Here is a 26078-nt window from a genome sequence, read left to right on the forward strand (position 1 = left end):
GACTCGCCGTCACACTAATTATTTTCAAGTTGTGAAGAACCTTCCATCTCTCATTTTTAATGGCTGTTCTGAGTAAACCCGCATTTATTGGATGCGGCGGCTTTTAAAAATACTCCTATGCTCCACTGGCAAATATTATTCATGCATCACAACAACTGCTTTTTATTAATATATTTTGCCTATTTTACAGGAGCAATCATTCATGAAACGTTTATTATGCGCCAGCATAATTTGTACCTGTGGCCTGATGGCGGCAGCCTCCAGTTTTGCCCAGCAGGATGTGACGCTCAGAATGTCATGGTGGGGCGGAAAATCACGGCACGAAGTGATGCTGAATGTGCTGAACGTTTTTGAAGCCCGCAACCCGGGCATTAAGGTAAATGCGGAATACATGGGCTGGGACGGTTATCTCGAGCGCATGACGACGCAAATTTCCGGTGGCAAAGCGCCTGATATTATGCAGATAAACTGGCCGTGGTTTCCTATATTTTCCCGCAATGGCGATGGTTTTTACGATATTAATCAATTAAAAGAGACGTTCGATTTAAGCCAATACCCCGCGAAAGATTTGCAGTCCACCACCATTAACGGCAAGCTCAATGCGATTCCTATTTCCCTTAATGTCCCTGGTTTTTATTACAACACGGAAACCTGGAAAAAAGCCGGATTAGCCTTCCCTAAAAACTGGGATGAGTTATTTGCCGCCGGTAAAGTTTTTAAAGAAAAACTCGGCAACGATTATTATCCGCTGATCTTTAACGATCAGGACACGTTCCTGATGATGAACTGCTATATGTCGCAAAAATACAATACGCCGATGTTTACCGCCGACGGTAAACAATTTGCCTGGAGCAAAGCGCAGTGGTACGAAGCCTTTGGCTTTATTCAGCGGTTGGTCGACGACCACGTCATGCCCAGCCCGAAATTCCTCGCCTCATTCGGGAAATTCGACTTTACCGACAGCAAATATTGGCAACAGGGTAAATGGGCGGGAACCTATACGTGGAACGTGGTTATTCAGTACTACGCGCAAAAAGTATTACCACCAGCAAAACTGGTGCTGGGCGATTACATCATGGAACCTGGCGCAACTAACGCCAGCGCTTATTTTAAAGTCTCGCTAACCTACGCGATGAGTAAAAATACCCAGCACCCGAAAGAAGCGGCGAAGCTGCTCAATTTCTTGCTGAATGACCCCGAAGCTATCGCCATCCTCAGGCTAGAAAACGGCATTCCGTTAAGCCAAATCGCGGTGAAAACCTTAACCGACAGCGGTGTACTCACCGATGAAAATCCTTCCGTTGCCGGATTTAAAAGCGCCCTAAAACTGGTGTCAAACTCCACCGCAACGCCGTGGATGGAAGACCAGAAAATACAGTCGTGGTTCCAGGAAGCGCGGCAGAATATCGACTACGGCAGAATGACCGTCGAAGAGGCTGCCGACAATTTTATCGCCAACGCCGAACGGGTAATGAAACGCTCCGCCACTCGTCGCCAGTAATCAGATTTCCGGCCTAATGGGGCGGAAATTCCCCCTTCACTTTGACTCAGCAACCGTTTTTATATCCACCAAATAAATATAAAAGCCTCATTTGATTAATTTCACATTCGGAGATAACGAGAATGAAAAAGTGGTTATTGTGCGCGTGTTTCGTATTTTTGGGGCTGAGCTTCACCGCCGCCGCTTACGCCCAGGACAATGTAGTGTTGCGTATGTCATGGTGGGGCGGCAAAGCGCGCCAGCAGCAAACTAATGCGGCGATTAAGACGTTTGAACAGCGCTACCCGTGGATTACGGTAAAAGCGGAAAACACCGGCTGGGATGGGCATTTGGCCAGGATGTCGGCACAAATGTCCGGCGGCACAGAACCCGATGTGATGCAAACCAACTGGCCGTGGTTGTCGCTGTTTTCCCGCGATGGCGGCGGCTACTACGACCTGAATACCCTGAAAGAGGTTATCGATCTCAGCCAGTTTTCCGCCCAGGATTTGATGTCAACCACCGTCAACGGCAAATTAAACGGCCTGCCTATCTCGTTGAATGCCCCAGTTTTTTACTACAACACCGAAACCTGGCGCAAAGCCGGGCTGAGCTATCCCACCACCTGGGACGAACTCTTTGCCGCCGGTAAGCTGTTTCAACAACGTCTTGGTGACCAATACTACCCGCTGGTGTTGGTCGATCAGGATGTGATGTTGATGATCAACAGCTACATGACGCAAAAATACAACACCCCGATGTTTACCGCTGACGGATACCATTTTGCGTGGAGCCAGGCGCAGTGGCGTGAAGCCTTTCAGTTTGTTCAGAAGCTGGTCGATGAGCATGTCATCCCCGGGCCTAAATATGTCGCCTCTTTTGGCAAAGGCACATTCCACGAAATGAAGCCGTGGATCACCGGAGAATGGGGCGGAGCCTATACCTGGAACATTGTGATTCGCGCCTACGTCAGCAACCTGACGCCACCCGCGACGCTGGAGCTTGGCCCACACCTGATGTTGCCTGGCGCCACCAACGCGGGCATCTACTTTAAGGTGTCGCAGATGTTCACGATCAGCCGCCATACCCAGCATCCGAAAGAAGCCGCCATGCTGCTCAACTATCTGCTGAATGACCCGCAGGCAATCAACACTCTGGCGCTGGAGCGTGGTATTCCGCTGAGCAAAATCGCGGTCAAAACGCTCACCGACAACAACACGATTAACCCGCAAGACCCGATTGTCGCGGGGCTAAACCAGGCGCTGGCGTTAGGCAGTACACAGATAGCCACGCCAATGATGGAGGATTTCCAAATTCTCGCCCTGTTTATCGCCGCGCGCGAAAACATGGATTACGGCCACCAGACGCCGGAACAGGCGGCGGATGAGTTTGCCCAGCGTGCGGCGCGTATTCTGAAGAAAGCGAACCGCTGATTGAGTTCACATAATTTCGCGGCGCTGGTGATATCAGTCACGATTTATAAATGGAAAAAGGGGATGCTGATCACCTTAAATTTTTACCTATCGTGATCGACCGCTCATTTTCAACGGGAGTACGTTCGAACGGCGTGAGTGTGCTCCTGCATCGCGCGACTTTTTAGGCCTCACTTTTTATGCTTATCTCAATCCGGCTCCGTCAGGCTACGCGCAAAATTAGCCAGACGCTGAGGGTTTAATAACAGCGGCAAAAACAACGGGCTACCCGCAGGCGGCGATGCCAGCCAGCGATCCAGCGTATCGACATAGTGCAGCAGTTGGTTTTGATGCTGAAGCAGCGCATCCGCCGGTAACGCGTGATCGCCGTAGTGGTCGCGCCACAGCAGATCAACGGTGGCGGCGGTCACTCGCGAGAACATCTGGCCGTAAATTTCGGCGTTGCGCCAGGCGGCAGAGAGCATCTCCAGCGAATCGTTGGGGCAGGTAATTCGCGGCAGCAGTTCACGCAACGTTTGCACCGCATTGGCAGCAAGGAAACCGGCGGCCTCTTTTTCCAGGCGGATAAGCTGGCGTTGCTCCTGGCCTAGCGCCAGGTCATCGGCGGGGATTAACGGCTGCCACGCCTGAAGCCAGTTGGCGCTACGGGTATCCATGTGCAGCACCTGTTGCGCTTGCGACACGCTTTCCGGCACCTGGCTTTGGTAGTGCAGGCGGCGGCCTAGCAAGTTAGGCGTTTTGCACAGCCAGTCATAGCTTGAGTGGTACAACGCAGCCAGCCGCTGGCGGTCTTGTAGCGAGCGAAAACGCAGTTGCTGTTGTTCAGCCCAGCGGTCGAAAACCGACAGCGCCTCGCCGTCTGAGGTCTGATTCGCCGCCATCAGGCCAATCAGGTTGATGCTGTTCGCTGAGTCCATCACCCGGCTGTCCGGCATCCACTGCCAGCTCACGCGGGAGGTGATGGCTTCAATTTCGTTGCCGGTGGCGCTAATCGCCCAGCTCAGGCGGCCACTGATTTCATCGGCCAGATAACAGGGAAGCGCTGTCCAGCCGTAGCCCGTGCCGACCAGGTCGTATTCGATCCACTTTTTGTGGCCGGGCAACGCGACGATATGCGGGTGGTTGGCAAAGCCTGGATGGTAGTCAATTTCAGTGGCTTTAATCGCGGCGCGCACGTCGTCCGGCAGCGCCGAGAGCACCACTGAAAGCTGCTGGCGCGGCCAACTGTCATCGATGAAATCGCGCAGCACCAGTTTTTTACCGTGGCTGCGCAACTGGCTCCAGACGCTGTAAAGCCCCTGCTGCCAACCGGCGGTTTGAAAGGCAGGTGTCGCCAGGCCGAGCACCACACCGCTTAAATGCGGCAGTGCCGAAAGCAGCGGTGAAAATATCGCAGCATAAAAATGCTGCCAAAAATCTGGCGAGCTTTTTTCGTCAAAGGTTAATTCGGGAAATTTACGCTTAATGATGTCGTCAGTAGGCGCGGCTTCACCTTGTAGCCAAAACGATAAATTATTTTCAGCGAGGTAGCGATCGACACGTTTTAAATACTGCAACGCGTAATTTTGCTGGTGAATTAAATTCTCGACATTCAGTTTCTGACTTAATGGCGAGGGTGTCGCAAGAATAGAAAGCAGTTCCTGTTGGTGCAGGATGATGCCGGTGAAACCATGCTGTTTCGCACTTTTAACGCCCTGAATAAACCAGGGCCAATGCCAAATAAAAGTGCTATTCAGTTCCATCAATTGATGTGGAATACGTTTCATAACATCACCCTGCTGATATTTATGTTCTTATCTTAATCGAGGATGTCATGAAAAAATATGCGCTGGTCGGTACTGGTGGTCGTGCAGGGCTATATATTTCCGCCATTGGTGGAAAATGGCGTGAAAATGCCAAAATGGTTGCCTTCTGCGACACGAACCAGACGCGAATGGACTACGCCAATCGGCTGCTGCAAAACGAAGGGGCGGAGCCGGTTTCTACCTGGAAAGCGGCGCAGTTTGAAGAGATGATCCGCGAAACGCGGCCAGATATCGTGATTGTCACGACGATGGATCGCACCCACGATGATTATATCGTCCGCGCCCTGCACGCGGGTTGCGACGTGATAACCGAGAAACCGATGACCATCGATGAAAAACGCGCGCTGCGCATTCTCGATGCCATCGAAGAAACCGGACACACCGTGCGCGTGGCCTTTAACTATCGCTATGCGCCGCACCACAGCAAAGTGCGCGAGCTACTGATGCAGGGGGTGATTGGCAACGTCACGTCGGTGCACTTTGAATGGCTGCTTAACACCGAGCACGGCGCAGACTATTTCCGTCGCTGGCACCGTGAAAAACGCAACAGCGGCGGCCTGCTGGTACACAAATCCACGCACCACTTCGACCTGATGAACTTCTGGCTGGCAAGCTACCCAGAACGCGTTTACGCCGAAGGCAGCCTACAGTTTTACGGCAAAGAGAATGCCGAAAAACGCGGCGTGACGCAGTTTTACCCGCGCGCCCACGGGTTTGCCGAAGCGAAAGATGACCCGTTTGCCCTGCACATGGAAGATAACGCTCAGCTTAAAGCGCTGTATCTCAACGCTGAACATGAAGATAACTACTTCCGCGACCAGAGCGTATTCAGCGATGGCATTACCATTGAGGACACCATGTCGGTGCTGGTGAAATACCAGAATCAGGTACAGCTCACTTACTCGCTCAACGCCTATCTGCCGTGGGAAGGACTGAACGTGGTGTTTAACGGTACTGAAGGCCGTCTGGAGATGAAAATCGTCGAGAAATCCTACGTTAACGCCGGTGGCAAGCGCGAAAACGAAGGCAGCCTGGAGCAGTGCGATATCACGGTATTCCCGATGTTTGCCGAGCCGTGGAAAGCCGAGTTCAACTTGGGTGAAGGCGGCCACGGCGGCGGTGATAACGCGATGCTGGCGGACCTGTTCGGCGAGCCGGGCAACGACCCGCTGCAACGCGCAGCCGATCACCGCGCGGGGGCGATGTCGATTCTCACCGGGATCGCGGGCAATATTTCCATGCAGCAGCAGCGTCCCGTGCATTTCAAAGAGTTCGAATTGGTTTCCCGTCTGACAAAACGTTAAGCATTACCCGGGCGCAGTAATCATGCTGCGCCCGTTCCCGGTCAGTATTCAGCCGTTACTCGCCGTTTCGCTACCGGAGTTTGTAATGAAAAAAATAACATGGGCTGTTGCAGGGATATTTTTACTCAGTTTTTCTACGGTGACGCTGGCAACGGAAGACGTTGAATTACGGATGTCATGGTGGGGCGGAAATAGCCGCCATCAGGCCACCTTAAAAGCTCTCGAACTCTTTAAGCAAAAATATCCGAATATAAAGGTTAAAGCCGAATATACCGGCTGGGAAGGTCATCAATCACGACTCAGTACACAAATAGCCAGCGGCACAGAACCGGATCTGATGCAAACTAACTGGCCGTGGCTGGCTATTTTTTCGAAGAAAGGTACAGGCTATTACGATCTAAACCAACAAAAAGATATTATCGACCTGAGTCAATTCACCGCACATGATTTAGCCTCAGTAACGGTCAATAACAGGCTCAATGGTTTACCGATATCGATTAATACACCTTTATTTTACTATAACCCCGTCACCTGGCAGCAGGCCGGTATTGCTTATCCTGAAAACTGGGACGATCTCTTTAACGCCGGAATTTTATTTAAAGAAAAACTCGGCGATGAATATTATCCATTAGTCATGGGCGATCAGGACATACTCTTGATGCTCAATAGCTATATGATGCAAAAATATAATCTGCCGATGTTTGACGTGCAAACACAAACAATGCCGTGGAGCGATGCGCAATGGGCAGAGGCGTTTCATTTTCTGAAAAGGCTCACTAACGATCATGTCCTGCCAGGGCCACGGACGCTGGCGTCATACGGGAAAACTGACGTTTATGAGATGAAACCCTGGCGCGCCAATAAATGGGGCGGTGTTTATACGTGGAATATTTCCATCCGCGTTTACATTAACAACCTTACGCCACCGGCAACATTAATTACCGGTGAATATCCTGTTTTACCTCAGGCAAAAGATGCCGGTATTTATTTCAGGGTAGGACAGATGTTTTCTATCGCCAAATCCACAAAGCATCCGCGAGAAGCGGCAATATTACTTAATTTCCTACTCAATGATAAAGACGCCGTTACTCAGTTAGGCCTCGAACGAGGGGTTCCGCTCAGCAAAATTGCAGAAAAAACATTAATGGATAACGGCATGATTGATGAGCAGGATCCGATCATCGCGGGGTTAAAAAAAGCACAGACATTAACCAGCAACATGACCGCAACGCCGTTGATGGATGATAACCAGGTCAATGAACTGTTTGTCGCTGCCAGGGCAAATATGGATTATGGCAAACAAACGCCAGAACAAGCTGCCGCAGAGTTCCGCCAACAAGTAGAACGTATTTTGCGCAAACTTACACAATAATCTGATTACGGTGAAACAGATGATAATGAAAAAAAAGATTTCAGGAACAGTATTCTTTTCATTACTAGCCCTTACATCAACATCCGTACTGGCCCAGGATAATATTGAATTACGTATGTCGTGGTGGGGCGGAAATAGCCGTCACCAGGCAACATTAAAGGCGCTGGATGCCTTTGAGAAAAAGTACCCCGATATTAAAGTAAAGGCTGAATATACTGGCTGGGACGAGCATCTTTCGCGCCTGACCACCCAAATGGCCAGCGGTACAGAACCCGATGTAATGCAGACCAACTGGCCGTGGTTGATTATTTTTTCCAAAAATGGCGAAGGTTATTACGACCTGAACAAGCTGAAAGACACGCTGGATTTAAACCAGTATCAGGCCAAAGATTTGCTCTCCACCACCCTCAAAGGCAAGCTCAACGGCCTGCCAATTTCGGTCAATGCGCCGGTGTTTTACTACAACGATGTCACCTGGAAAAAAGCGGGCCTGGCATACCCGAAAACCTGGGATGAGTTTTTTGCCAGCGGCAAAGTCTTTCAGGAGAAGCTCGGTAAAAACTACTATCCGTACGTGATGGTTGACCAGGATGTGATCCTGCTGCTTAACGCCTACATGATGCAGATGCATCAAAAACCGATGTTCGCCAGCGACGGAAAATTTACCTGGAGCGACGAACAATGGGTTGAAGCCTTTAGCTTTGTGAAGCGCCTCAGCGACGATCATATTGTGCCCTCACCCAAAACCTACTCGTCCTACGGCAAAGGCAATAACTACGAAATGAAGCCGTGGATTAACGGCGAATGGGGCGGAACGTTTACGTGGAACATTTCGATTCGCATGTACATCAACAATCTCACGCCACCCGCGAAACTGGAGCTGGGAGATTACGTGATGCAGCCTGGCGTGACGGAGTCCGGCGTGTACTTTAAAACGGCGCAGATGTTCTCGGTGGCGAAGTCAACCAAACATCCGAAAGAGGCGGCGATGCTGGTCAACTTCCTGCTTAATGATCCGCAGTCTATCGAGGCGCTGGGGCTGGAGCGCGGTATTCCATTGAGTAAAACGGCGGAAACGCTGCTGACTGAGAAAGGGGTTATTGACCCGAACGACCCGGTTGTTGCGGGTTTAAGACAGGCGCAGTCGCTGCCGACCACGGTAGTCGCCACGCCGTATATTGAAGATTTACAGGTTGTTGACCAATTCATGTCGGCACGCGAAAAACTGGATCAGGGCAAGCTCACACCGGCTCAGGTTGCCGCAGAGTTCCGCCAACAGGTCGAGCGCATCGTGCGTCGTTTGAACCGTTAGAGGGTTTAATGCCGGGCGGCGTTTGCGCCCCCGGCAATACTAATGATTTAAAACATTAGCCAGCCGACGAGCGGTGCGACCAGCACCATCACCACGCCAGAGAGCATCATCACCAGGCTTGCCACGACGCCTTCCTGTGGGCCTAATTCGTAAGAGCGCGCCGTACCAGCACCGTGAGACGCGGCGCCAAAGCCCGCGCCTTTTGCCATTCCTTCACGAATCGACAAGCGTAAAAACAGCACATCGCCAATCGCCATACCAAATACGCCCGTCACCACCACGAACAGCGCCACCAGCTCAGGTTGCCCGCCCAGCGATTTCGCCGCCGCCAGCGCAAACGGCGTGGTAATGGAACGCACCGCCAGACTGCGCTGTATTTCATCCGACAGGGTAAATAACCGCGCCAGCCAAACGGAACTGGTCACTGCCACCACCGTTGCCGTGATAACCCCCGCCGACAGCGACATCCAGTGGCGCTTGATAATCGCCATGTTGTCATACACCGGTACGGCAAATGCAATGGTCGCCGGGCCTAACAGCCACAGCAGCCAATGCGCTTCACCCATATAGTTTTGATACGAGATATGGCCGAATACCAGCATCAACACCAACAGAATGGGCGTCAGCACCAGCGGCATGAGCGGCAGTTTACGAAAGCGGCGATACAGCCGTTTGTTGGCAAAATAGAGCGCCAGAGTAATGACCAGACACGCAACGCTCAGTTGAAAATTACTCATTGCGCATCCGTTTTAGCTCGTAGCGATACACTTTATCGACCACCCATGCGGTAGCGCCCAACACCATCATCGTGCTTAGCGCAATAACCAGAAAAATACGCCAGCCGTCAACCATCAGTAGTTGCGCGTAGTTCACTACCGCCACCACCGCCGGGACAAAAAACAGCAGCATTTCTGCCAGCAACCAGCGCGAACCAGCGCGTACCCATTTCAGCGGCACGACGTGGCAAACAATCAGAGCCAACAGTAGGATCATGCCCACCAGATTCGCAGGCAGCGGTAGATGCCACCAGCTCACCAAATATTCAGCAAAAACAAACAGTCCGGCGTACAGAAGCACCTGCACTGGAACTTGAAGACGATTTAACACGGAGGGCACAACGCGCCCTAAGGCCTCAGCCATGGAGGGATGTCCAGAAAAAATCACAGACGCACAGTATAGTGAGGCAACGATGATGACAAAAATGAATTAAACTCATCGATAGCATAGTTTAGAGGCATGATCATGGACATAAGAACGCTGCGCTATTTTGTGGAAGTCGTTCGTCAGCAAAGCTTTACCCGCGCGGCGGAGAAACTTTTTGTGACACAGCCGACCATCAGCAAAATGCTTAAAAATCTGGAAGATGAGCTGAACTGCACGCTACTGATTCGCGATGGTCGCAAACTGTTAATGACCGATACCGGTCAGGTGGTGTATGAGCGTGGGCTGGCGATTCTCGATGAGTTTCGCCAGCTAGAAGCTGAGCTGAGTGATATCAATCATCTCAATAAAGGCGTGCTGCGGTTGGGCATTCCGCCTATGGTCGGGATGCTGATGGCAGGGCCAATTGGCCTGTTTCGCCAGCGTTACCCGGGTGTTGAGCTAAAAATCGCTGAATTTGGCGGCCTGACCGTGCAACAGGCGGTGATGAACGGCGAGCTGGATCTGGCGATGACCGCGCTGCCGGTAGAGGAAGAGAGCGGCCTCACCACCCTGCCGCTGTTTAGCCACCCGTTGTGCGTGCTGGTTCCGCGTACCGGTGATTGGCTGGAGCAAACATCGGTGTCGCCGCAGCAACTGGCCGCCCATCCATTGTTGATTTACAACGAAGAATTTGCCCTTAACCGCCAGTTAATGCAGTTGTTTAACAGCCATAACGTGAAGCCACGTATTGCTGTACGCAGCGGGCAGTGGGATTTTATTGCAGCGATGGTGCAAGCTGGCGTGGGGGTGGCGATTCTGCCGGAGCCGATTTGTCGGCGGTTAGATGAGAAAACCCTGCGCTGGCTGCCGCTGGAAAGCAAGCTAAGTTGGCAGTTAGGGATGATTTGGCGGGAAGGGGTTTATTTGTCTCACAGCGCCCAGGCATGGCTGAAGTGCTGTGAGGGATTTAAGCTGCCGGAGTAGGCTGGTTGCCTGATGGCGCTGCGCTTATCAGGCCTACGCGGGTTATGTTCATACCATCAAACAAACCGCACAATACCGTAGGCCGGATAAGGCGTTTACGCCGCCATCCGGCAGGGGTTGGCGCATTGCCTGATGGCGCTGCGCTTATCAGGCCTACAGAACCACAAGCATCATGTAGGCCGGATAAGGCGTTTACGCCGCCATCCGGCATTCAGCGCCGCTACGCGTCTTCAATCAGCAAAGCTTCCAGCAGGTCGAGGTCATGCAGCAGTTTCTGCAAAGTCTCGTTGCTGATTTGCCGTGTCGCGCGCAGATGGTACAACTCGCCGCGTTCTGAACGTAGCGCCGCAAGGCGGAAACGGCGTTCAAGCTGCTCTTCCAGCATCGACGTTTCAACATCGTTACGCCCATCCACACGGCGACGCAAGTTACCAATAACGCGCGAACTCACCTCGGTTAGCAGCTGGTTATCAATGTTTTCGGTGGTATCTGCCGCCAGTCGTTCTTCCATTTTCTGGATAGCGACAATCGCCACATCCGCCGTCGCGGCTCGCGCCAGGCGCTCCTCTTTGCGTTGCTGCACATGGTCGCTGGACTCGATGTGACGCAGCAAAATCGGCAGCAAAATCACGCCCACAAACAGTGAGAACAAGATAACGCCCGCCGCCAGGAACACCAGCTCATAACGCGCCGGGAAGGCATCGCCAGACGGCAGCAGCAACGGAATAGACAGCACACCGGCGAGCGTAATCGCCCCGCGCACCCCAGCAACTGAGGAGATCAACAGCTCACGCGTCGTCCAGGAAGCAAACTCCATCGGCTTTTTACGCAAGAAGCGCTGGCTTAGCTTTTTCATCGTCCACAGCCAGCCAAAACGCACCAGCATCAGCGCCGCGTAAATCAGGATGATATCGGTAAACAGCATCCAGGTTTCCACGTTCGGGTCAGCCTCTGCCGCCACCAACGAGCTTTCGAGGATTTCCGGTAGCTGTAGACCTAACAGCAGGAAGACCATGCCGTTAAACACAAATTCCAGCATCGCCCAAGTACTGTTGGCGCGCAGGCGCATTGCCAACGGTGCAGTACGCATCACGCCGGAGCGGGTGATGGTCATCCCCGCCGCCACCGCCGCCAGGATACCGGAGAAACCGATATGTTCAGCAATCAGGTACGACGCAAACGGCAGCAGGAACAGCAGCACAATTTGGGTCGCGGGTTCATCACCACCCCAGCGGCTGAGAAAACGCATTGAGCGACCATACAGCCAGCTCACCACGAAACCCGCCAGGATGCCGCCGACCGCGACTTTGAAGAATTCAACCGTTGCGCCGCCGACGGTAAAGACCATCGTGCCCATCGCAACCGCCACCGCAAATTTCAACGATACCAGGCCCGACGCGTCGTTCATCAACGCCTCGCCCTGCAAAATTCCCATGATCTTTTTCGGGATGCGCCCTTCACCAACAATGCCGGAGAGCGCAACTGCATCGGTCGGGGATAACACAGCAGCCAGCGCGAACGCCGGAATCAGCGGGATACCCGGCACAATCCAGTAGATCAGGAAACCAATCCCAACCACCGTCACCAGCACTAACGCCAGCGCCAGGCCGAGGATTTCCCTGCCGTGTTCAATAAATTCGCGCGTTGGCGTCTTCCAACCGTCGGCAAACAGCAGCGGCGGGATAAACAGCACGAGGAAAAGTTCGGGGTCGAATTCAACGTGCAAACCAAACGTTGGCCAGGCCAACAGCGCACCAATCGCAATTTGTATTAAAGGTAGTGGAACTTGAAAGGGCAGTACGCGTGTAACCACCCCGGAGAGCGAGACCACAAGGGTCATGATAAGTATGGTAAAGAATATTTCCATGCGTTCCCTGTTTACAGCGTTGTCTTATTATTCAAAACATGAAGCGTCGTGCTTCTTAGCATACGCATACCAGAGTAACGCAAAAGGAAACGGGGCGCGGCTGAAAATCGAAAAAAAGTGCTACACGCCCCTGATACTCGCCTTATCGCGTGATTTAGCCTGGTTTTAGACACGAAACCCGCCATTTGGCGGGTTTCTTATTACGACGAAAGCGGGCTTAAATCGCCCAGCCTCCGGCGTAGAAGATAACCAGTGCCGCCGCAATCACGACAGTACCGATGTTCAACTTACGCCATTCGCCAGAAACAATGCGGCCAATCACCAGGGTCGCAAAGCCAATCATGATGCCGGTAACGATATTACAGGTCAGTACAATCATCACCGCCGTGATCAGGCCAGACATCGCATCGACAAAATCGTTAAAGTCGATACGCGCCACGTTGCTCAGCATCAGCAGGCCGACGTACATCAGCGCAGGCGCGGTAGCGTAGCCTGGAACCAGATAAGACAATGGCGACAAGAACAGAATCAGCAGGAACAAGACACCGACGGTAATTGCCGTTAAACCGGTTTTACCCCCTGCCGCCGTACCCGCCGCAGATTCGATATACACCGCCGCCGGGGACGCGCCCACAACCGCCGAGAACACGCTGCTCAGGGAGTCGGTGGTCAGCGCTTTGCCGCCGTTGATGATTTGCCCGTCTTTATCCAGCAGATTTGCCTGCCCGGCTACCGCACGGATAGTCCCGGTGGCATCGAAAACAGCGGTCATCACCAGCGCCAGTACGCTTGGCAGCACCACGGGATTCAGCGCGCCCATGATATCCAGGCTGCCAATCAGTGAGTTGCCGTTACCATCGCTCAGCGACGGCATGGCGAAAATGCCAGAGAAGTGAACGTTCGGGTCGAAAATCAGGCCGACAATCGACACGCCGATAATCGTCAGCAGAATGCCGCCGGGCACTTTCATTTTTTCCAGGCCAATAATCATCGCCAGGCCGACCAGCGTCATGATAACCGGGAAGCTGTCGAACTGCCCCAGCGCTACCGGCAAGCCGTCGATCGGGTTTTTCACGACCAGACCCACGCCGTTAGCGGCAATGAGCAGCAGGAACAGGCCGATACCAATACCCGTGCCGTGCGCAATCCCTTGCGGTAAATTGCGCAAGATCCAGCTACGAATGCCGGAAGCAGAGATAACGGTAAACAGCACGCCCATCAGGAATACCGCGCCCAGAGCCACCGGAATGCTGATGTGCTGGCCCAGCACCAGGCTGAAGGCGGTAAAAGCGGTCAGTGAAATGGCGCAGCCAATGGCTAAAGGCAGGTTGGCCCACAGCCCCATCACGATAGACCCCACGCCCGCCACGAGGCAGGTCGCGACAAACACGGCCGCAGGTGGGAAACCTGCTTTACCCAGCATCCCCGGAACGACGATCACCGAGTAGACCATCGCCAGGAAGGTCGTAAGGCCGGCGACAATCTCCTGACGAACGGAGCTACCACGAGCAGAAATTTTAAACCAAGCGTCTAATGAACCGCCGGTACGCGCTGAAGGCGTAGACATAGAAAACATCCCCTGAGAATTTTTATCATTCGTTTGTCTGCGTGGTTGACCCTCCACAGCCAGCTAAGCGTCATCTCCATGTGCTACGTTGCGGCAAAGGGGAGCCGCAAAAAAGCAAACGATTAACTCCGCGCAGACAAAACGCGATTCAGAATTCCTCATCGCCGCGAGTGCGTGATGAGGTTGAGCCGTTCATTTTTGGGCGCAGAAAGCGTCCAGAAATTGAAGGCAAACGATTATCTGGCTTTTATGCCCTCTTTTTCAACAGAAGTTTGCCCTTGTTTATGAAAATTACCGACCAGCGATGAAGAATTCATCAACCCATGCGCAAACGTTATCGTTTGTGCGCAATCCAGCAACAAATTTATGGCAAATATGTCGCAATCCGTGGGGCGTTATTCCTCTTCCAGCAACCGCGCACCAGTACCTTCCTGGCCCAATTTATCGCCGGGGTTACGCAACGGGCAGTCGCGCAACGACATACAACCGCAACCGATACAACCATCGAGCTGATCGCGTAGCGCTTGCATTGCGTGGATGCGTTTATCCAACTCCTCTCGCCACTGGGTGGTGAGATGTTTCCAGTCTTTTGGCCCCAGCGAGTGGTTTTCTGGCAGCACGCTGAACGAGTCGCCAATCGTTGCCAGCGGAATTCCCAGCCGCTGGGCGATTTTAATGATCGCCACATAGCGCAACACATCGCGCTTATAGCGCCGCTGATTACCGGCGTTGCGTGTGCTGTGAATCAGCCCTTTGCTTTCATAAAAATGCAGCGCGGATACCGCAACCCCAGTTCGTTTCGCTACTTCACCGGGTGTAAGCAACGATTTTATGCGTGTCGATTTTTTTTCCATAATCCGCTTTACCTCAAGTTAACTTGAGGAATTATACTCGCCAGCAGAACAGAAATCGACGCAAAAATAGACAACGGGGAGAGCCTTATGTCCCATCGGGAAATTATTCAGACGCTAATTGAATGGATAGATGAACATATCGATCAACCGCTTAATATCGATATGGTGGCGCGGAAATCCGGCTACTCGAAGTGGTATCTTCAGCGAATGTTCCGTACCGTGATGCATCAAACGTTAGGCGATTATATTCGCCAGCGACGCCTGCTGATGGCGGCGGAAGCGCTACGAACCACGCAGCGGCCTATTTTTGATATCGCGATGGACCTGGGATATGTCTCGCAGCAGACCTTCTCTCGCGTGTTCCGTCGTGAGTTTGACCGAACGCCGACGGATTATCGTCACCAAATCTCCGCCTAACCTTCTCTTTTGCTGCCGGGACATTGCGCCCGGCAGCGCCATATTCATGCCACAAATAGGGTTATGTCGTTGACAAAAATCCTGCGTTTGCCTCTGGTGAATAAAACAGCAAATGTGATATAGTTCACACAACAAGATGAAACAGAAACGGTGTTTCATCTAACTTGTGATTGCCTTCAGATAGCCAGAGCGCCTTGTGCCTCGATGAACAACGCGCTGTCAGGGCAACGTTGTTTATTTTTGAGGATGAAGTCTCATGCTTTCGATTACCGCAGGCTTTACGCTGCTACGCTGGCCGTTAGCCAGCGCGGTACTGATGTTTGTTGCCAGTACCCTGAAAATCCAACTTCGTAAATCTGACTACGCGGGCCTTGCGGTCATCAGTAGCCTTCTTGGCGTGGCGGCAGCCTGTTGGTTTGCCACCGGCTTGCTGGGCATTACGATGGTCGATATCGCTACCATCTTTGATAATATTAAAGATGTGATGGTCGAAGTAATGAGCCAGGCGCCACCTGAGTGGCCGGTTGCGCTGTACTAATTATTCCCCATTCTGCCGGGTGGCATAATGATGTTTACCCGGCGTGACGTTGTGTTTCTCCCCGCTAATTGCCGCTCATTTCCCGACAAATATGCTCTGCGGCCTGGGTTATCAGACGCTGCAATTTATCGATATCGTTACGCGCGAAGCGCTGTGTTGATGACACCAGCGATAGCGCGGCACAATTTTCTTTTGCCGAAAAACGTAACGGCACGGATAGCGACGATATTCCGGCTTCCAGTTCTTCATCAGCACGATAAAAACCGGCTTTGCGAATCTGATGCATCCGTTTGAGGAATGCCTCCTCATCATCACCCAACCCCAATGCGGCAATCTCGTCGTGAAACCGCTTATACAGCGCGCGCTGTTGTTTTGGCGTTTGCTGCGCAATCACCACTTTTGGCCCGCCGCCCGCCAGCATAGGCCGTGGACGCCCACGCCCGTAAGCTAGCTGTAATTCCTGAGCCATTCTTTCGTGGTGCAGATCAAGGAACACGTCGCCATCAAGACGCGAGAGCACGCAGTGGCACTCCGTTTGCGCCACCAGTTCACGCATTAGTGGAATGCTCGCCGCCAGCAGTGGGTCGGTGGTGCGAATAACGTAATCCAGCAGGCTGATCCGTGGGCCAAGCGCGTAATAGCCGCCGTTAAAACGCTGGAGCAGGCCGACATGCATCAGCTCTTTTAAATAACGATAGCCCGTCGGAGTCGAGCAACCTAACGCTTCAACAATATGGTCGGCTTCCCAGACTGGCCGCTCAGTGGTGAACAGGTCGAGTACCGACAGCATACGATTCAGGCTGGTCATCATGTCTCTCCGTGGCAAAACGCTCGTTGTAGCGGCGGCATATACCGCGACAAATTATTCACTTTTTCTCGACGCCGCGCGGGCGCCGTATACAACAAAGCCCCGACAAGTCGGGGCTTTGTGACGAACACTATTGCTAAGCGGGGCTTAGAACGGGATATCGTCGTCGAAGTCCATCGGTGGTTCGTTAGATGGCGCTGGCGCTGCCTGCTGTTGCTGCTGCGGGCGAGACTGTGCGCCGCCGCTGAACTGGCTGCCGCCCTGTGGCTGCTGAGGCTGACCCCAACCGCCCTGCTGCTGGCCGCCGCCCATGTTGCCGCCTGCCGGTGCGCCGCCACCCTGACGGCCACCCAGCATCTGCATGGTGCCGCCGACGTTAACAACCACTTCAGTGGTGTATTTTTCAGCGCCGGACTGATCGGTCCATTTGCGGGTACGCAACTGACCTTCGATATAAACCTGAGAGCCTTTACGCAGGTATTCACCCGCCACTTCCGCTAGTTTGCCGAACAGCACAACACGGTGCCACTCGGTCTGCTCTTTCATTTCACCGGTCGCTTTATCACGCCAGGATTCGGAAGTTGCCAGCGTAATGTTGGCTACTGCGCCACCATTCGGCATGTAGCGTACTTCCGGGTCCTGGCCCAGATTACCGACGAGAATCACCTTGTTTACGCCTCTGCTGGCCATGATTGTCTCTCCTGAATACGATTCTTGATTAAGTGTAAACGCGCGAGTGTACCATTTCCAGACGGTATTTTGATAGCCGCGAGGAAGATTCCAGTAAACATCTCACCATGCTGTAATTTTTCACTGACGACAGCGTTTGGCATTCCAATACTGTATATTCATTCAGGTTAAGTTGTGTCATAATTAGCCGTTTCTGCCGTTTGTCGTTCGCACAAACCAGGCAATCCGTGTATCTACCTACCGGGAAAGGTGAATGGATAAGATCGAAGTTCGGGGCGCCCGCACCCATAATCTCAAAAACATCAACCTCGTCATCCCTCGCGACAAACTGATCGTCGTGACCGGGCTGTCCGGGTCTGGCAAATCCTCATTGGCTTTCGACACGCTCTACGCCGAGGGGCAGCGTCGCTATGTAGAGTCGCTTTCTGCTTACGCGCGCCAGTTCCTGTCGCTGATGGAGAAGCCGGACGTCGATCATATTGAAGGGCTGTCGCCTGCGATTTCTATTGAGCAGAAGTCAACCTCGCATAATCCGCGTTCAACGGTAGGCACTATTACCGAAATTCACGACTATCTGCGTCTGCTGTACGCTCGCGTTGGCGAGCCACGCTGCCCGGATCACGACGTGCCGCTGGCGGCGCAAACCGTCAGCCAGATGGTCGATAACGTGTTGTCGCAGCCGGAAGGCAAACGCCTGATGCTGCTTGCGCCTATCATTAAAGAACGTAAAGGCGAGCACACCAAAACGCTGGAAAACCTGGCAAGCCAGGGCTATATCCGCGCGCGCATTGACGGCGAAGTCTGCGACCTGTCCGATCCTCCAAAGCTGGAACTGCAAAAGAAACACACCATTGAAGTGGTTATCGACCGCTTTAAAGTGCGTGACGATCTGGCGCAGCGCCTGGCGGAATCGTTCGAAACCGCGCTGGAACTGTACGGCGGTACGGCGGTGGTGGCCGATATGGACAACCCGAAAGCAGAAGAATTGCTGTTCTCTGCCAACTTCGCCTGCCCGATTTGCGGCTACAGTATGCGTGAGCTAGAACCGCGTCTGTTCTCGTTCAACAACCCGGCTGGCGCGTGCCCAACCTGTGATGGCCTGGGCGTACAGCAGTATTTTGATCCTGACCGCGTAATTCAGAACCCAGAGCTGTCGCTGGCGGGTGGCGCAATTCGCGGCTGGGATCGCCGCAACTTCTACTATTTCCAGATGCTGAAGTCGCTGGCAGAGCATTATCAATTTGATGTCGAAGCGCCGTGGGAAAGCCTGGACGCCTCCGCGCAGAAAGCGATTCTTTACGGGTCTGGCAAAGAGTCGATTGAATTTAAATACATCAATGACCGTGGCGATACCTCCGTGCGCCGCCATCCGTTCGAAGGCGTGCTGCACAATATGGAGCGCCGCTATAAAGAGACGGAATCCAGCGCGGTGCGCGAGGAGCTGGCGAAGTTTATCAGCAACCGCCCATGCACCAGTTGTGAAGGCACTCGTCTGCGTCGTGAAGCGCGCCACGTGTATGTTGAAAACACGCCGCTGCCGACCATTTCCGACATGAGCATCGGCCATGCGATGGAGTTCTTCAATAATCTGAAGCTGTCCGGGCAGCGCGCGCAAATTGCGGAAAAAGTGCTGAAAGAGATTGGCGATCGCCTGAAGTTCCTCGTTAACGTTGGCCTGAACTACCTGACGCTTTCCCGCTCTGCGGAAACGCTCTCCGGCGGCGAAGCGCAGCGTATCCGTCTGGCAAGCCAGATTGGCGCGGGGCTGGTCGGCGTGATGTACGTGCTGGATGAACCGTCTATCGGCCTGCACCAGCGCGACAACGAACGCCTGTTAGGCACGCTGATTCACCTGCGTAATCTGGGTAACACGGTGATCGTCGTTGAGCACGATGAAGACGCGATTCGCGCCGCTGACCACGTTATCGATATCGGCCCAGGCGCGGGCGTACACGGTGGCCAGGTTGTTGCCGAAGGGCCGCTGGAAGCCATTATGGCCGTGCCGGAATCGCTAACCGGCCAGTTCATGAGCGGTAAGCGCAAAATTGAAGTGCCGAAAAATCGCGTTCCGGCAGACCCGGAAAAAGTGCTCAAGCTGACCGGCGCATCGGGTAACAACCTCAAAGATGTGACGTTGACGCTGCCTGTCGGGCTGTTTACCTGCATCACCGGCGTGTCCGGTTCGGGTAAATCGACGCTGATCAACGATACTCTGTTCCCGATTGCTCAACGCCAGCTTAACGGTGCGACTATCGCTGAACCTGCGCCGTACCGCGATGTTCAGGGGCTGGAGCATTTCGATAAAGTTATCGATATCGACCAAAGCCCAATTGGCCGTACCCCGCGTTCCAACCCAGCGACCTATACTGGCGTCTTTACGCCTGTGCGCGAGCTGTTTGCCGGTGTGCCAGAATCGCGCTCGCGCGGCTACACGCCGGGGCGTTTTAGCTTTAACGTGCGCGGCGGGCGCTGCGAAGCCTGTCAGGGCGATGGCGTGATTAAAGTCGAAATGCACTTCTTGCCGGATATTTACGTGCCGTGCGACCAGTGCAAAGGCAAACGCTATAACCGCGAAACGCTGGAGATTAAGTACAAGGGCAAAACCATCCACGAAGTGCTGGATATGACCATTGAAGAGGCGCGTGAGTTCTTTGATGCCGTACCAGCGCTGGCGCGTAAGCTGCAAACGTTGATGGATGTCGGCTTAACCTACATTCGCCTCGGTCAGTCGGCGACGACGCTCTCCGGCGGTGAAGCGCAGCGCGTTAAGCTGGCGCGCGAGCTGTCCAAGCGTGGTACGGGACAAACACTGTACATCCTGGATGAGCCGACCACCGGTCTGCACTTTGCTGATATCCAGCAATTACTGGAAGTGCTGCATCAGTTACGTGACCAGGGCAATACGATTGTGGTGATTGAGCACAACCTGGACGTCATTAAAACGGCGGACTGGATTGTCGATCTCGGCCCGGAAGGCGGCAGCGGCGGCGGGGAAATTCTCGTTTCCGGCACACCGGAAACGGTGGCAAACTGCGAAGCCTCACACACCGCGCGCTTCCTCAAGCCGCTGTTGAAGTAGCTACGAGTACATCTGCTGTCGGAGCGCTTCCGGCAGCAGATCAACCGCCAATTGGTAAGACGCATCCACCAGGTAGTAAATCTGTGAATTTGGCAACGAACCGTCAAGATATACGGTGCTCCAGTGCGCTTTATTCAGATGGCGGCTTGGGCGAACGTCTTTATGCTGCTGACGCAGTAGTTCTGCCAGTTCTGGGCTGGTTTTCAGCGAAACCGCAGGGCGGTCTTCAACCTCTTTCACCATCGCGAAAAGCACATCAGCCACTTTAATCTGCGTGGCTTTCCAGTCGCTGTGTACGCTCTGTTCTGCCCCACGTTTAGCCATGCAATACAGCAAAAGATCCGAACTGGTCATCATCATACCCCTTAGTCATGCGAGCCACGGTGTGCAAAAAATCATCACTTCAGTGTGCAACAAGATGCCGAAAGGTTAAACCTCTCGGCGCTTGTTTTTGACTAAAAAAGCATCATTTATTAGTCGATGCTTAATACTCGGAGTTAACGATCACTTCTTCGTTAAATGCGCCAGCCTGCGGCAATGGGCGATAGGTCGAGTTGGATGCGCGCAGAACGCGGATTGCACGGGCGCCCACTTCACGCGCGGCGGTGATGTCGTTGTCGGAATCACCGTAGAACACCTTGATGCCTTTCTCTTTCAGCCACTGCGTTTTAGTGTTTTGGTCTGGCTTATCGCCCGCGAAAATAACCGGATTCATGTTTGCCGCTGGGATCAGGAAATCATCCTGCAACGTTTTCGACACGGTTTCGGTTTTGGTCTGGCTGCGGCCCGTCACAAAGTAGATGCTGTCGCCACGTTTCACGTGCATCACAATCAGCGACCGCGCAACTTCTTTTGGAATGCTGAACTCATCCCAACCGTTGTTCATTTTCTCCCAAAACTCGGCGTTTTTCAGATAGTCATTGCTGTCTGGGGAGTAGGTTTTCTGCCCGCGCCAGAAGCCAGGGCTTGAAAACAGTACGGTATCGTCGATATCAAAACCGACCGCCATCGGCGGATGACCGAGCAGGCTATTTTCAATTTGAGCCACGGAAACCCAGTGGATTGGAGCCTGTTCAGCCAGCTTTGCGACATCCGTGCCTGGATACAGCGGAGACGGTGACGACGCATGAGCCATCACCGTAGAATTCAGTGTAAATAACAAGCAGACGGCACTGAGAGCTTGCGTGATCTTGCGCATATATTCCCCTAAATCGTCGAGTCGTTATTGTAATAAAGTGGGTGGGTCGTCAAATAAAAGCACTGCGACCTTACCGTTTGAGGTGTACGAATGAAAGGCTTTTCTGTATTAAAACCTGGAAAAAGTAGGGAGATCACATTTTAATTCTTTGGCAAGACTCTGGCGCAGAACAGTATTCCACGCCAGAGTAAGCACTTGCTTACATCACTGCCGCAAAGGCTTTTGCTACGCGATGGACGTTACGAGAGTTAAGCCCAGCCACGCACATCCGGCCACTGGCAATCAGGTAAACGCCGAACTCTTCACGCAGGCGATCGACCTGTGCGGCGCTTAGCCCGGTGTAGCTAAACATGCCACGCTGTTTGAGCAGATAATCAAAGTTGCCGTTCGGCATCTCGTCTTTCAGGACGTTCACCAGCGCCTGGCGCATTTCCAGAATGCGTGTGCGCATGGATTCTACTTCCGCAAGCCAGGTGGCTTTGAGTTGGGCATCGCCGAGGACGGCGGCCACTACTTGCGCGCCAAAGTTTGGCGGGCTGGAGTAGATACGGCGTACCGTCGCTTTGAGCTGTCCAAGAACGCGCAGTGCCGTTTCGCTGTCTTCACAAATAACCGACAGCCCGCCGACGCGCTCACCGTACAGCGAGAAAATCTTCGAGAATGAGTTGCTGACCAGCGCGGGCAGGCCCGCATCAGCAATGGCGCGAATGGCGTAAGCGTCATCATCCATACCTGCGCCAAAGCCCTGATAGGCGATATCGAGGAAGGAGATCAGCTCACGCGCTTTTAGCACTTCGACAACCGCATCCCACTGTTTTGGCGTGAGATCTGCGCCAGTTGGGTTATGGCAGCACGGGTGCAGCAGTACGATACTGCGCGCAGGCAGCGTGTTCAGCGTTTCCAGCAGGGCGTCAAAACGTACGCCGTTAGTTTCGCTGTCGAACCACGGATAAGTGTTAACGGTAAAGCCCGCGCCTTCAAAAATGGCGATGTGGTTTTCCCACGTTGGGTCGCTGACCCACACGCCAGATTCAGGGAAATAGCGCTTGAGGAAATCCGCCCCAACCTTCAGCGCGCCGGAGCCGCCCAATGTCTGGATAGTGGCAATACGCTGCTGCTGGAGAACCGGGTGGTTTTCGCCAAACAACAGAGGCGCAACGGTGTGACGGTAGCTATTCAGCCCTTCCATCGGCAGGTACAGCGACGCACCGTGCGGCTGGGCATTCAGCCGCGCTTCGGCCTCGGCGACAGCTTGCAGCTGCGGGATGATCCCGTCTTCGTTGTAATACAAGCCGATGCTGAGGTTCACTTTGTCGCTACGGGGATCTTCTTTAAAGCGTTCCATTAAAGAAAGAATGGGGTCGCCAGCATAGGCGTCAACTTTTTGAAACACGCGATGGTTCTCCAGGTTTACACGGGGGCAGGAAATAACACAATAAACCGGAAGCGGGATAAGGTCGAGAGGATGTTGATTACGCATTGCCAGATGCGAATGTTGGCGTACAAACCTGTGTAGGCCGGATAAGCGCTAGCGCCATCCGGCAGCATCGTGCAGATTGCCGGATGGCGGCGTGAACGCCTTATCCGGCCTACACGTGAATGTTGGCATACAAACCGGCGTAGTCAGGGCACATCGTATGCTTAGTCGATATACTTCATCGCGACCCGCGACGTCAGACGCGTAATAAGTTCGTAAGCACTCACTTTCGTAATTTCGGCAATACGTTCAACCGGCAGGCCATCGCCCCACAGAATAACTGAATCGCCGGTTTTATCCTGCGCATCAGGCCCTAAATCAACGCAGATCATATCCATCGCCACGCGACCGACAATTGGCACTTCGCGGCCATTCACCAGCACTGGCGTACCGGATGGTGCTGCGCGCGGGTAACCGTCGCCATAACCCATCGCCACTACGCCCAGGCGGGTATCGCACTCGCTCACCCACGTACCGCCATAACCCACCGGCTCGCCCGCTTTATGCTCGCGCACCGCAATCAAGCTGGAGGTTAACGACATCACCGGCTGCATACCAAAGTCCGGCCCCCACGGTTTTTGCTCCAGCGGCGACACGCCGTACAGGATAATGCCAGGACGCGCCCAGTCGAAGTGCGACTGCGGCCACAGCAAAATACCGCCGGATGCCGCAATAGAGCGCAGCCCCGGTTTACCTTCGGTAAAGGTGGTGAAAATATCCAGTTGCTTCTCCGTCGCCCCGCACTCCGGCTCATCGGCGCGGGCAAAGTGGCTGACGATATTCACCGGCTGGCGCACGTTTTTACACTGGCTCAGGCGCTGATAAAACGCGTCGGCCTGCTCCGGGCGCACGCCCAAACGGTGCATACCGGTGTCGAGTTTCATCCACACCGTTACCGGCTCGCCCAGCTCCGCCGTTTCTAATGCCTCAAGCTGTTCCACGTTATGCACGGCGGTATGCAGATTCTGCGCCGAGATAGTCGGCAAATCTGACGCATTGAAGAAGCCTTCCAGCAGCAGGATCGGCTGCGTAATCCCACCCTCGCGCAGGCGCAGCGCTTCTTCAAGACGTGCCACGCCAAAGGCATCGGCGTCGGGGAGCGTTCGCGCGGTCTCTAGAAGACCGTGTCCGTATGCGTTCGCTTTCACCACCGCAACCAGCTTACTGGCGGGTGCCAGTTCACGCAGACGTTGCAGGTTGTGTCGCAGAGCGCGGCGGTTAATGACTACAGTTGCCGCTTGCATTTGTGTTCCTTGATAAGTGTTTGCTTGAGTGACCTGATTCAATCTTGTTATTCGTCGTCGTACTGCGGCCCGGCGTAGTTATCGAAGCGCGACCACTGACCGTTAAAGGTCAAGCGCACCGTACCGATCGGGCCGTTACGCTGTTTACCGATAATAATCTCAGCGATGCCTTTTAAGTCACTGTTTTCGTGATAAACCTCATCACGATAGATAAACATGATTAAGTCGGCATCCTGTTCGATAGAGCCTGATTCACGCAGATCGGAGTTGACCGGACGTTTATCCGCACGTTGTTCCAACGAGCGGTTAAGCTGCGACAGCGCCACCACCGGCACGTGCAGTTCTTTGGCTAACGCTTTGAGCGAGCGGGAGATTTCAGCGATTTCCAGCGTACGGTTGTCGGAAAGCGACGGCACGCGCATCAGCTGAAGGTAGTCAATCATGATGAGGCCGATACCGCCGTGTTCGCGGGCGATACGGCGCGCGCGGGAGCGCACTTCCGTCGGAGTCAGGCCAGAGGAGTCATCAATGTAGATGTTACGTTTTTCCAGCAGGATACCCATCGTGCCGGAGATGCGCGCCCAGTCCTCGTCATCGAGTTGACCGGTACGAATTTTGGTCTGGTCTACGCGAGACAGCGACGCCAGAGAACGCATCATAATCTGTTCCGATGGCATCTCAAGACTGAAGATTAGCACCGGTTTATCCTGCAACATCGCCGCGTTTTCGACGAGGTTCATCGCAAATGTCGTTTTACCCATCGACGGACGCGCCGCCACGATGATGAGGTCAGACGGCTGCAAGCCTGCGGTTTTTTTGTTGAGGTCGTCATAACCGGTGTTAACCCCGGTGACGCCATCATGCGGCTGCTGGAATAACTGCTCGATACGCGCGACGGTGGCGTCGAGCACTTCGGTAATGTTCTTTGGGCCTTCGTCTTTATTGGCACGGCTTTCGGCGATTTTAAACACCCGCGATTCCGCGAGATCCAGCAGGTCTTCGCTGGTACGCCCCTGCGGGTCGAAACCGGCTTCGGCGATTTCATTCGCCACCGAGATCATCTCACGGACAACAGCACGTTCACGGACGATGTCGGCATAAGCGCTGATGTTCGCCGCACTTGGCGTATTTTTGGAGAGTTCTGCTAAATACGCGAATCCCCCAACGCTGTCCAGTTGCCCCTGACGCTCCAGTGATTCCGCGAGCGTTATCAGGTCAATCGGGCTGCCGCCTTCTTGTAAACGGCCCATTTCGGTAAAGATATGGCGGTGCGGGCGGGTATAAAAATCCTCTGCAACAACGCGCTCGGCAACATCGTCCCAGCGTTCGTTATCCAGCATTAAACCGCCCAACACTGACTGTTCCGCTTCAATTGAGTGCGGAGGTACTTTCAGCCCAGCCACCTGCGGATCGCGGTCGCGAGCTTCGGTTTGAGGTTTGTTGAAGGGTTTATTTGCTGCCATAGTGAATGGTATTACCGAGATAAAGAGTGGGTCGAAAGATTAT

The 26078-nt window shown here is 53.7% G+C and carries 22 protein-coding genes and 1 pseudogene; 10 read left to right on the forward strand and 13 right to left on the reverse strand.

Features of this window, described 5'->3' with window-relative positions:
* The first annotated feature begins 202 nt into the window (after nucleotides 1–202).
* Nucleotides 203–1501, forward strand: coding sequence for an ABC transporter substrate-binding protein (locus tag AC6I4B_RS21430; protein ID WP_497768034.1), 1299 nt, complete (start codon nucleotides 203–205; stop codon nucleotides 1499–1501).
* Nucleotides 1502–1623: 122 nt separating this feature from the next.
* Nucleotides 1624–2913: an ABC transporter substrate-binding protein gene (locus AC6I4B_RS21435; protein ID WP_497768035.1), complete on the forward strand. Its 1290-nt coding sequence runs from the start codon at nucleotides 1624–1626 to the stop codon at nucleotides 2911–2913.
* A 188-nt stretch (nucleotides 2914–3101) separates the two neighbouring features.
* On the opposite strand, the gene AC6I4B_RS21440 is transcribed toward AC6I4B_RS21435, so the two are convergent.
* Nucleotides 3102–4679 (reverse strand): hypothetical protein, encoded by a 1578-nt coding sequence (locus AC6I4B_RS21440; protein ID WP_497768037.1) that lies wholly within the window; start codon nucleotides 4677–4679, stop codon nucleotides 3102–3104.
* A 47-nt stretch (nucleotides 4680–4726) separates the two neighbouring features.
* Here AC6I4B_RS21440 and AC6I4B_RS21445 point away from each other — a divergent pair, with 47 nt between their 5' ends.
* The 3 genes from AC6I4B_RS21445 (at nucleotide 4727) to AC6I4B_RS21455 (ending at nucleotide 8706) form a co-directional block, all read left to right on the forward strand.
* Complete coding sequence (locus AC6I4B_RS21445; protein WP_497768038.1) at nucleotides 4727–6022, forward strand: Gfo/Idh/MocA family protein; 1296 nt, start codon at nucleotides 4727–4729, stop codon at nucleotides 6020–6022.
* 85 nt (nucleotides 6023–6107) lie between these two features.
* Complete coding sequence (locus tag AC6I4B_RS21450) at nucleotides 6108–7394, forward strand: ABC transporter substrate-binding protein (protein ID WP_497768040.1); 1287 nt, start codon at nucleotides 6108–6110, stop codon at nucleotides 7392–7394.
* Between the two features lie 25 nt (nucleotides 7395–7419).
* Nucleotides 7420–8706: an ABC transporter substrate-binding protein gene (locus AC6I4B_RS21455; RefSeq protein WP_497768041.1), complete on the forward strand. Its 1287-nt coding sequence runs from the start codon at nucleotides 7420–7422 to the stop codon at nucleotides 8704–8706.
* A 47-nt stretch (nucleotides 8707–8753) separates the two neighbouring features.
* Here the strand turns inward: AC6I4B_RS21455 and AC6I4B_RS21460 are convergent, their stop codons facing one another.
* Nucleotides 8754–9443 (reverse strand): LrgB family protein, encoded by a 690-nt coding sequence (locus AC6I4B_RS21460; RefSeq protein WP_497768043.1) that lies wholly within the window; start codon nucleotides 9441–9443, stop codon nucleotides 8754–8756.
* Nucleotides 9436–9846, reverse strand: coding sequence for a CidA/LrgA family protein (locus tag AC6I4B_RS21465; protein ID WP_497768044.1), 411 nt, complete (start codon nucleotides 9844–9846; stop codon nucleotides 9436–9438). The genes AC6I4B_RS21460 and AC6I4B_RS21465 overlap by 8 nt, the downstream gene beginning before the upstream one ends.
* 102 nt (nucleotides 9847–9948) lie before the next feature.
* On the opposite strand from AC6I4B_RS21465, the gene AC6I4B_RS21470 reads away from it, so the two are divergent.
* Nucleotides 9949–10833, forward strand: a complete 885-nt coding sequence (locus AC6I4B_RS21470) for a LysR family transcriptional regulator (protein ID WP_497768046.1) — start codon at nucleotides 9949–9951, stop codon at nucleotides 10831–10833.
* Between the two features lie 92 nt (nucleotides 10834–10925).
* A pseudogene (locus AC6I4B_RS21475) lies at nucleotides 10926–11042 on the forward strand (hypothetical protein); the annotation flags it as partial.
* A gap of 11 nt (nucleotides 11043–11053) precedes the next feature.
* Here AC6I4B_RS21475 and AC6I4B_RS21480 read toward each other — a convergent pair.
* From AC6I4B_RS21480 to soxR, 3 genes are all read right to left on the reverse strand, one after another.
* Nucleotides 11054–12700 (reverse strand): Na+/H+ antiporter, encoded by a 1647-nt coding sequence (locus tag AC6I4B_RS21480; protein ID WP_497768047.1) that lies wholly within the window; start codon nucleotides 12698–12700, stop codon nucleotides 11054–11056.
* A 217-nt stretch (nucleotides 12701–12917) separates the two neighbouring features.
* Nucleotides 12918–14267 (reverse strand): NCS2 family permease, encoded by a 1350-nt coding sequence (locus AC6I4B_RS21485; protein WP_497768048.1) that lies wholly within the window; start codon nucleotides 14265–14267, stop codon nucleotides 12918–12920.
* Nucleotides 14268–14662: 395 nt separating this feature from the next.
* On the reverse strand, nucleotides 14663–15121 hold the full coding sequence (gene soxR / locus AC6I4B_RS21490) for a redox-sensitive transcriptional activator SoxR (protein WP_497768050.1): 459 nt from the start codon (nucleotides 15119–15121) through the stop codon (nucleotides 14663–14665).
* 87 nt (nucleotides 15122–15208) lie between these two features.
* Between soxR and soxS the strand changes: the two genes are divergently transcribed.
* Both soxS and AC6I4B_RS21500 read left to right on the forward strand, forming a co-directional pair.
* On the forward strand, nucleotides 15209–15538 hold the full coding sequence (soxS, locus tag AC6I4B_RS21495; protein ID WP_497768051.1) for a superoxide response transcriptional regulator SoxS: 330 nt from the start codon (nucleotides 15209–15211) through the stop codon (nucleotides 15536–15538).
* 256 nt (nucleotides 15539–15794) lie between these two features.
* On the forward strand, nucleotides 15795–16076 hold the full coding sequence (locus AC6I4B_RS21500) for a YjcB family protein (protein ID WP_497768053.1): 282 nt from the start codon (nucleotides 15795–15797) through the stop codon (nucleotides 16074–16076).
* 64 nt (nucleotides 16077–16140) lie between these two features.
* Here AC6I4B_RS21500 and AC6I4B_RS21505 read toward each other — a convergent pair whose 3' ends face one another.
* A complete protein-coding gene (locus tag AC6I4B_RS21505; RefSeq protein WP_497768055.1) occupies nucleotides 16141–16887 on the reverse strand; it encodes an IclR family transcriptional regulator in 747 nt (248 codons plus the stop codon).
* 144 nt (nucleotides 16888–17031) lie between these two features.
* A complete protein-coding gene (gene ssb1, locus AC6I4B_RS21510; RefSeq protein WP_497768056.1) occupies nucleotides 17032–17574 on the reverse strand; it encodes a single-stranded DNA-binding protein SSB1 in 543 nt (180 codons plus the stop codon).
* Nucleotides 17575–17827: 253 nt separating this feature from the next.
* Here ssb1 and uvrA point away from each other — a divergent pair, with 253 nt between their 5' ends.
* Nucleotides 17828–20653: an excinuclease ABC subunit UvrA gene (uvrA, locus tag AC6I4B_RS21515; RefSeq protein ID WP_497768058.1), complete on the forward strand. Its 2826-nt coding sequence runs from the start codon at nucleotides 17828–17830 to the stop codon at nucleotides 20651–20653.
* On the opposite strand, the gene AC6I4B_RS21520 is transcribed toward uvrA, so the two are convergent.
* The 5 genes from AC6I4B_RS21520 to dnaB form a co-directional block, all read right to left on the reverse strand.
* Nucleotides 20654–21007, reverse strand: coding sequence for an MmcQ/YjbR family DNA-binding protein (locus AC6I4B_RS21520; RefSeq protein WP_497772279.1), 354 nt, complete (start codon nucleotides 21005–21007; stop codon nucleotides 20654–20656). It lies immediately after the preceding gene.
* Between the two features lie 130 nt (nucleotides 21008–21137).
* Nucleotides 21138–21851 carry an acid phosphatase AphA gene (gene aphA, locus AC6I4B_RS21525; protein ID WP_497768059.1) on the reverse strand — a complete coding sequence of 238 codons (714 nt, stop codon included), beginning with the start codon at nucleotides 21849–21851 and terminating at the stop codon, nucleotides 21138–21140.
* Between the two features lie 199 nt (nucleotides 21852–22050).
* Nucleotides 22051–23244: an aromatic amino acid transaminase gene (gene tyrB, locus AC6I4B_RS21530; RefSeq protein ID WP_497768061.1), complete on the reverse strand. Its 1194-nt coding sequence runs from the start codon at nucleotides 23242–23244 to the stop codon at nucleotides 22051–22053.
* 248 nt (nucleotides 23245–23492) lie between these two features.
* Entirely contained in the window at nucleotides 23493–24572 is a 1080-nt protein-coding gene (alr, locus tag AC6I4B_RS21535; protein ID WP_497768062.1) for an alanine racemase, read from the reverse strand.
* A 47-nt stretch (nucleotides 24573–24619) separates the two neighbouring features.
* The gene (gene dnaB, locus AC6I4B_RS21540) at nucleotides 24620–26035 is read right to left on the reverse strand and encodes a replicative DNA helicase (protein ID WP_497768064.1); all 1416 of its coding nucleotides are present in this window, start codon (nucleotides 26033–26035) and stop codon (nucleotides 24620–24622) included.
* Between the last annotated feature and the right edge of the window lie 43 nt (nucleotides 26036–26078).

This window comes from Kluyvera fluvialis, from assembly GCF_059725275.1.

Bases quoted from the DNA above. Each gene is read 5' to 3' on its own strand.
- soxR (WP_497768050.1), bottom strand. From the start codon at position 15,121: ATGGAAAAAAAATCGACACGCATAAAATCGTTGCTTACACCCGGTGAA.
- AC6I4B_RS21470 (WP_497768046.1), top strand. From the start codon at position 9,949: ATGGACATAAGAACGCTGCGCTATTTTGTGGAAGTCGTTCGTCAGCAA.
- AC6I4B_RS21445 (WP_497768038.1), top strand. From the start codon at position 4,727: ATGAAAAAATATGCGCTGGTCGGTACTGGTGGTCGTGCAGGGCTATAT.
- dnaB (WP_497768064.1), bottom strand. From the start codon at position 26,035: ATGGCAGCAAATAAACCCTTCAACAAACCTCAAACCGAAGCTCGCGAC.
- aphA (WP_497768059.1), bottom strand. From the start codon at position 21,851: ATGCGCAAGATCACGCAAGCTCTCAGTGCCGTCTGCTTGTTATTTACA.
- AC6I4B_RS21440 (WP_497768037.1), bottom strand. From the start codon at position 4,679: ATGAAACGTATTCCACATCAATTGATGGAACTGAATAGCACTTTTATT.
- ssb1 (WP_497768056.1), bottom strand. From the start codon at position 17,574: ATGGCCAGCAGAGGCGTAAACAAGGTGATTCTCGTCGGTAATCTGGGC.
- AC6I4B_RS21520 (WP_497772279.1), bottom strand. From the start codon at position 21,007: ATGACCAGTTCGGATCTTTTGCTGTATTGCATGGCTAAACGTGGGGCA.
- AC6I4B_RS21435 (WP_497768035.1), top strand. From the start codon at position 1,624: ATGAAAAAGTGGTTATTGTGCGCGTGTTTCGTATTTTTGGGGCTGAGC.
- AC6I4B_RS21480 (WP_497768047.1), bottom strand. From the start codon at position 12,700: ATGGAAATATTCTTTACCATACTTATCATGACCCTTGTGGTCTCGCTC.
- soxS (WP_497768051.1), top strand. From the start codon at position 15,209: ATGTCCCATCGGGAAATTATTCAGACGCTAATTGAATGGATAGATGAA.
- alr (WP_497768062.1), bottom strand. From the start codon at position 24,572: ATGCAAGCGGCAACTGTAGTCATTAACCGCCGCGCTCTGCGACACAAC.
- AC6I4B_RS21485 (WP_497768048.1), bottom strand. From the start codon at position 14,267: ATGTCTACGCCTTCAGCGCGTACCGGCGGTTCATTAGACGCTTGGTTT.
- AC6I4B_RS21500 (WP_497768053.1), top strand. From the start codon at position 15,795: ATGCTTTCGATTACCGCAGGCTTTACGCTGCTACGCTGGCCGTTAGCC.
- AC6I4B_RS21505 (WP_497768055.1), bottom strand. From the start codon at position 16,887: ATGATGACCAGCCTGAATCGTATGCTGTCGGTACTCGACCTGTTCACC.
- AC6I4B_RS21430 (WP_497768034.1), top strand. From the start codon at position 203: ATGAAACGTTTATTATGCGCCAGCATAATTTGTACCTGTGGCCTGATG.
- uvrA (WP_497768058.1), top strand. From the start codon at position 17,828: ATGGATAAGATCGAAGTTCGGGGCGCCCGCACCCATAATCTCAAAAAC.
- AC6I4B_RS21450 (WP_497768040.1), top strand. From the start codon at position 6,108: ATGAAAAAAATAACATGGGCTGTTGCAGGGATATTTTTACTCAGTTTT.
- AC6I4B_RS21465 (WP_497768044.1), bottom strand. From the start codon at position 9,846: ATGGCTGAGGCCTTAGGGCGCGTTGTGCCCTCCGTGTTAAATCGTCTT.
- AC6I4B_RS21455 (WP_497768041.1), top strand. From the start codon at position 7,420: ATGAAAAAAAAGATTTCAGGAACAGTATTCTTTTCATTACTAGCCCTT.
- AC6I4B_RS21460 (WP_497768043.1), bottom strand. From the start codon at position 9,443: ATGAGTAATTTTCAACTGAGCGTTGCGTGTCTGGTCATTACTCTGGCG.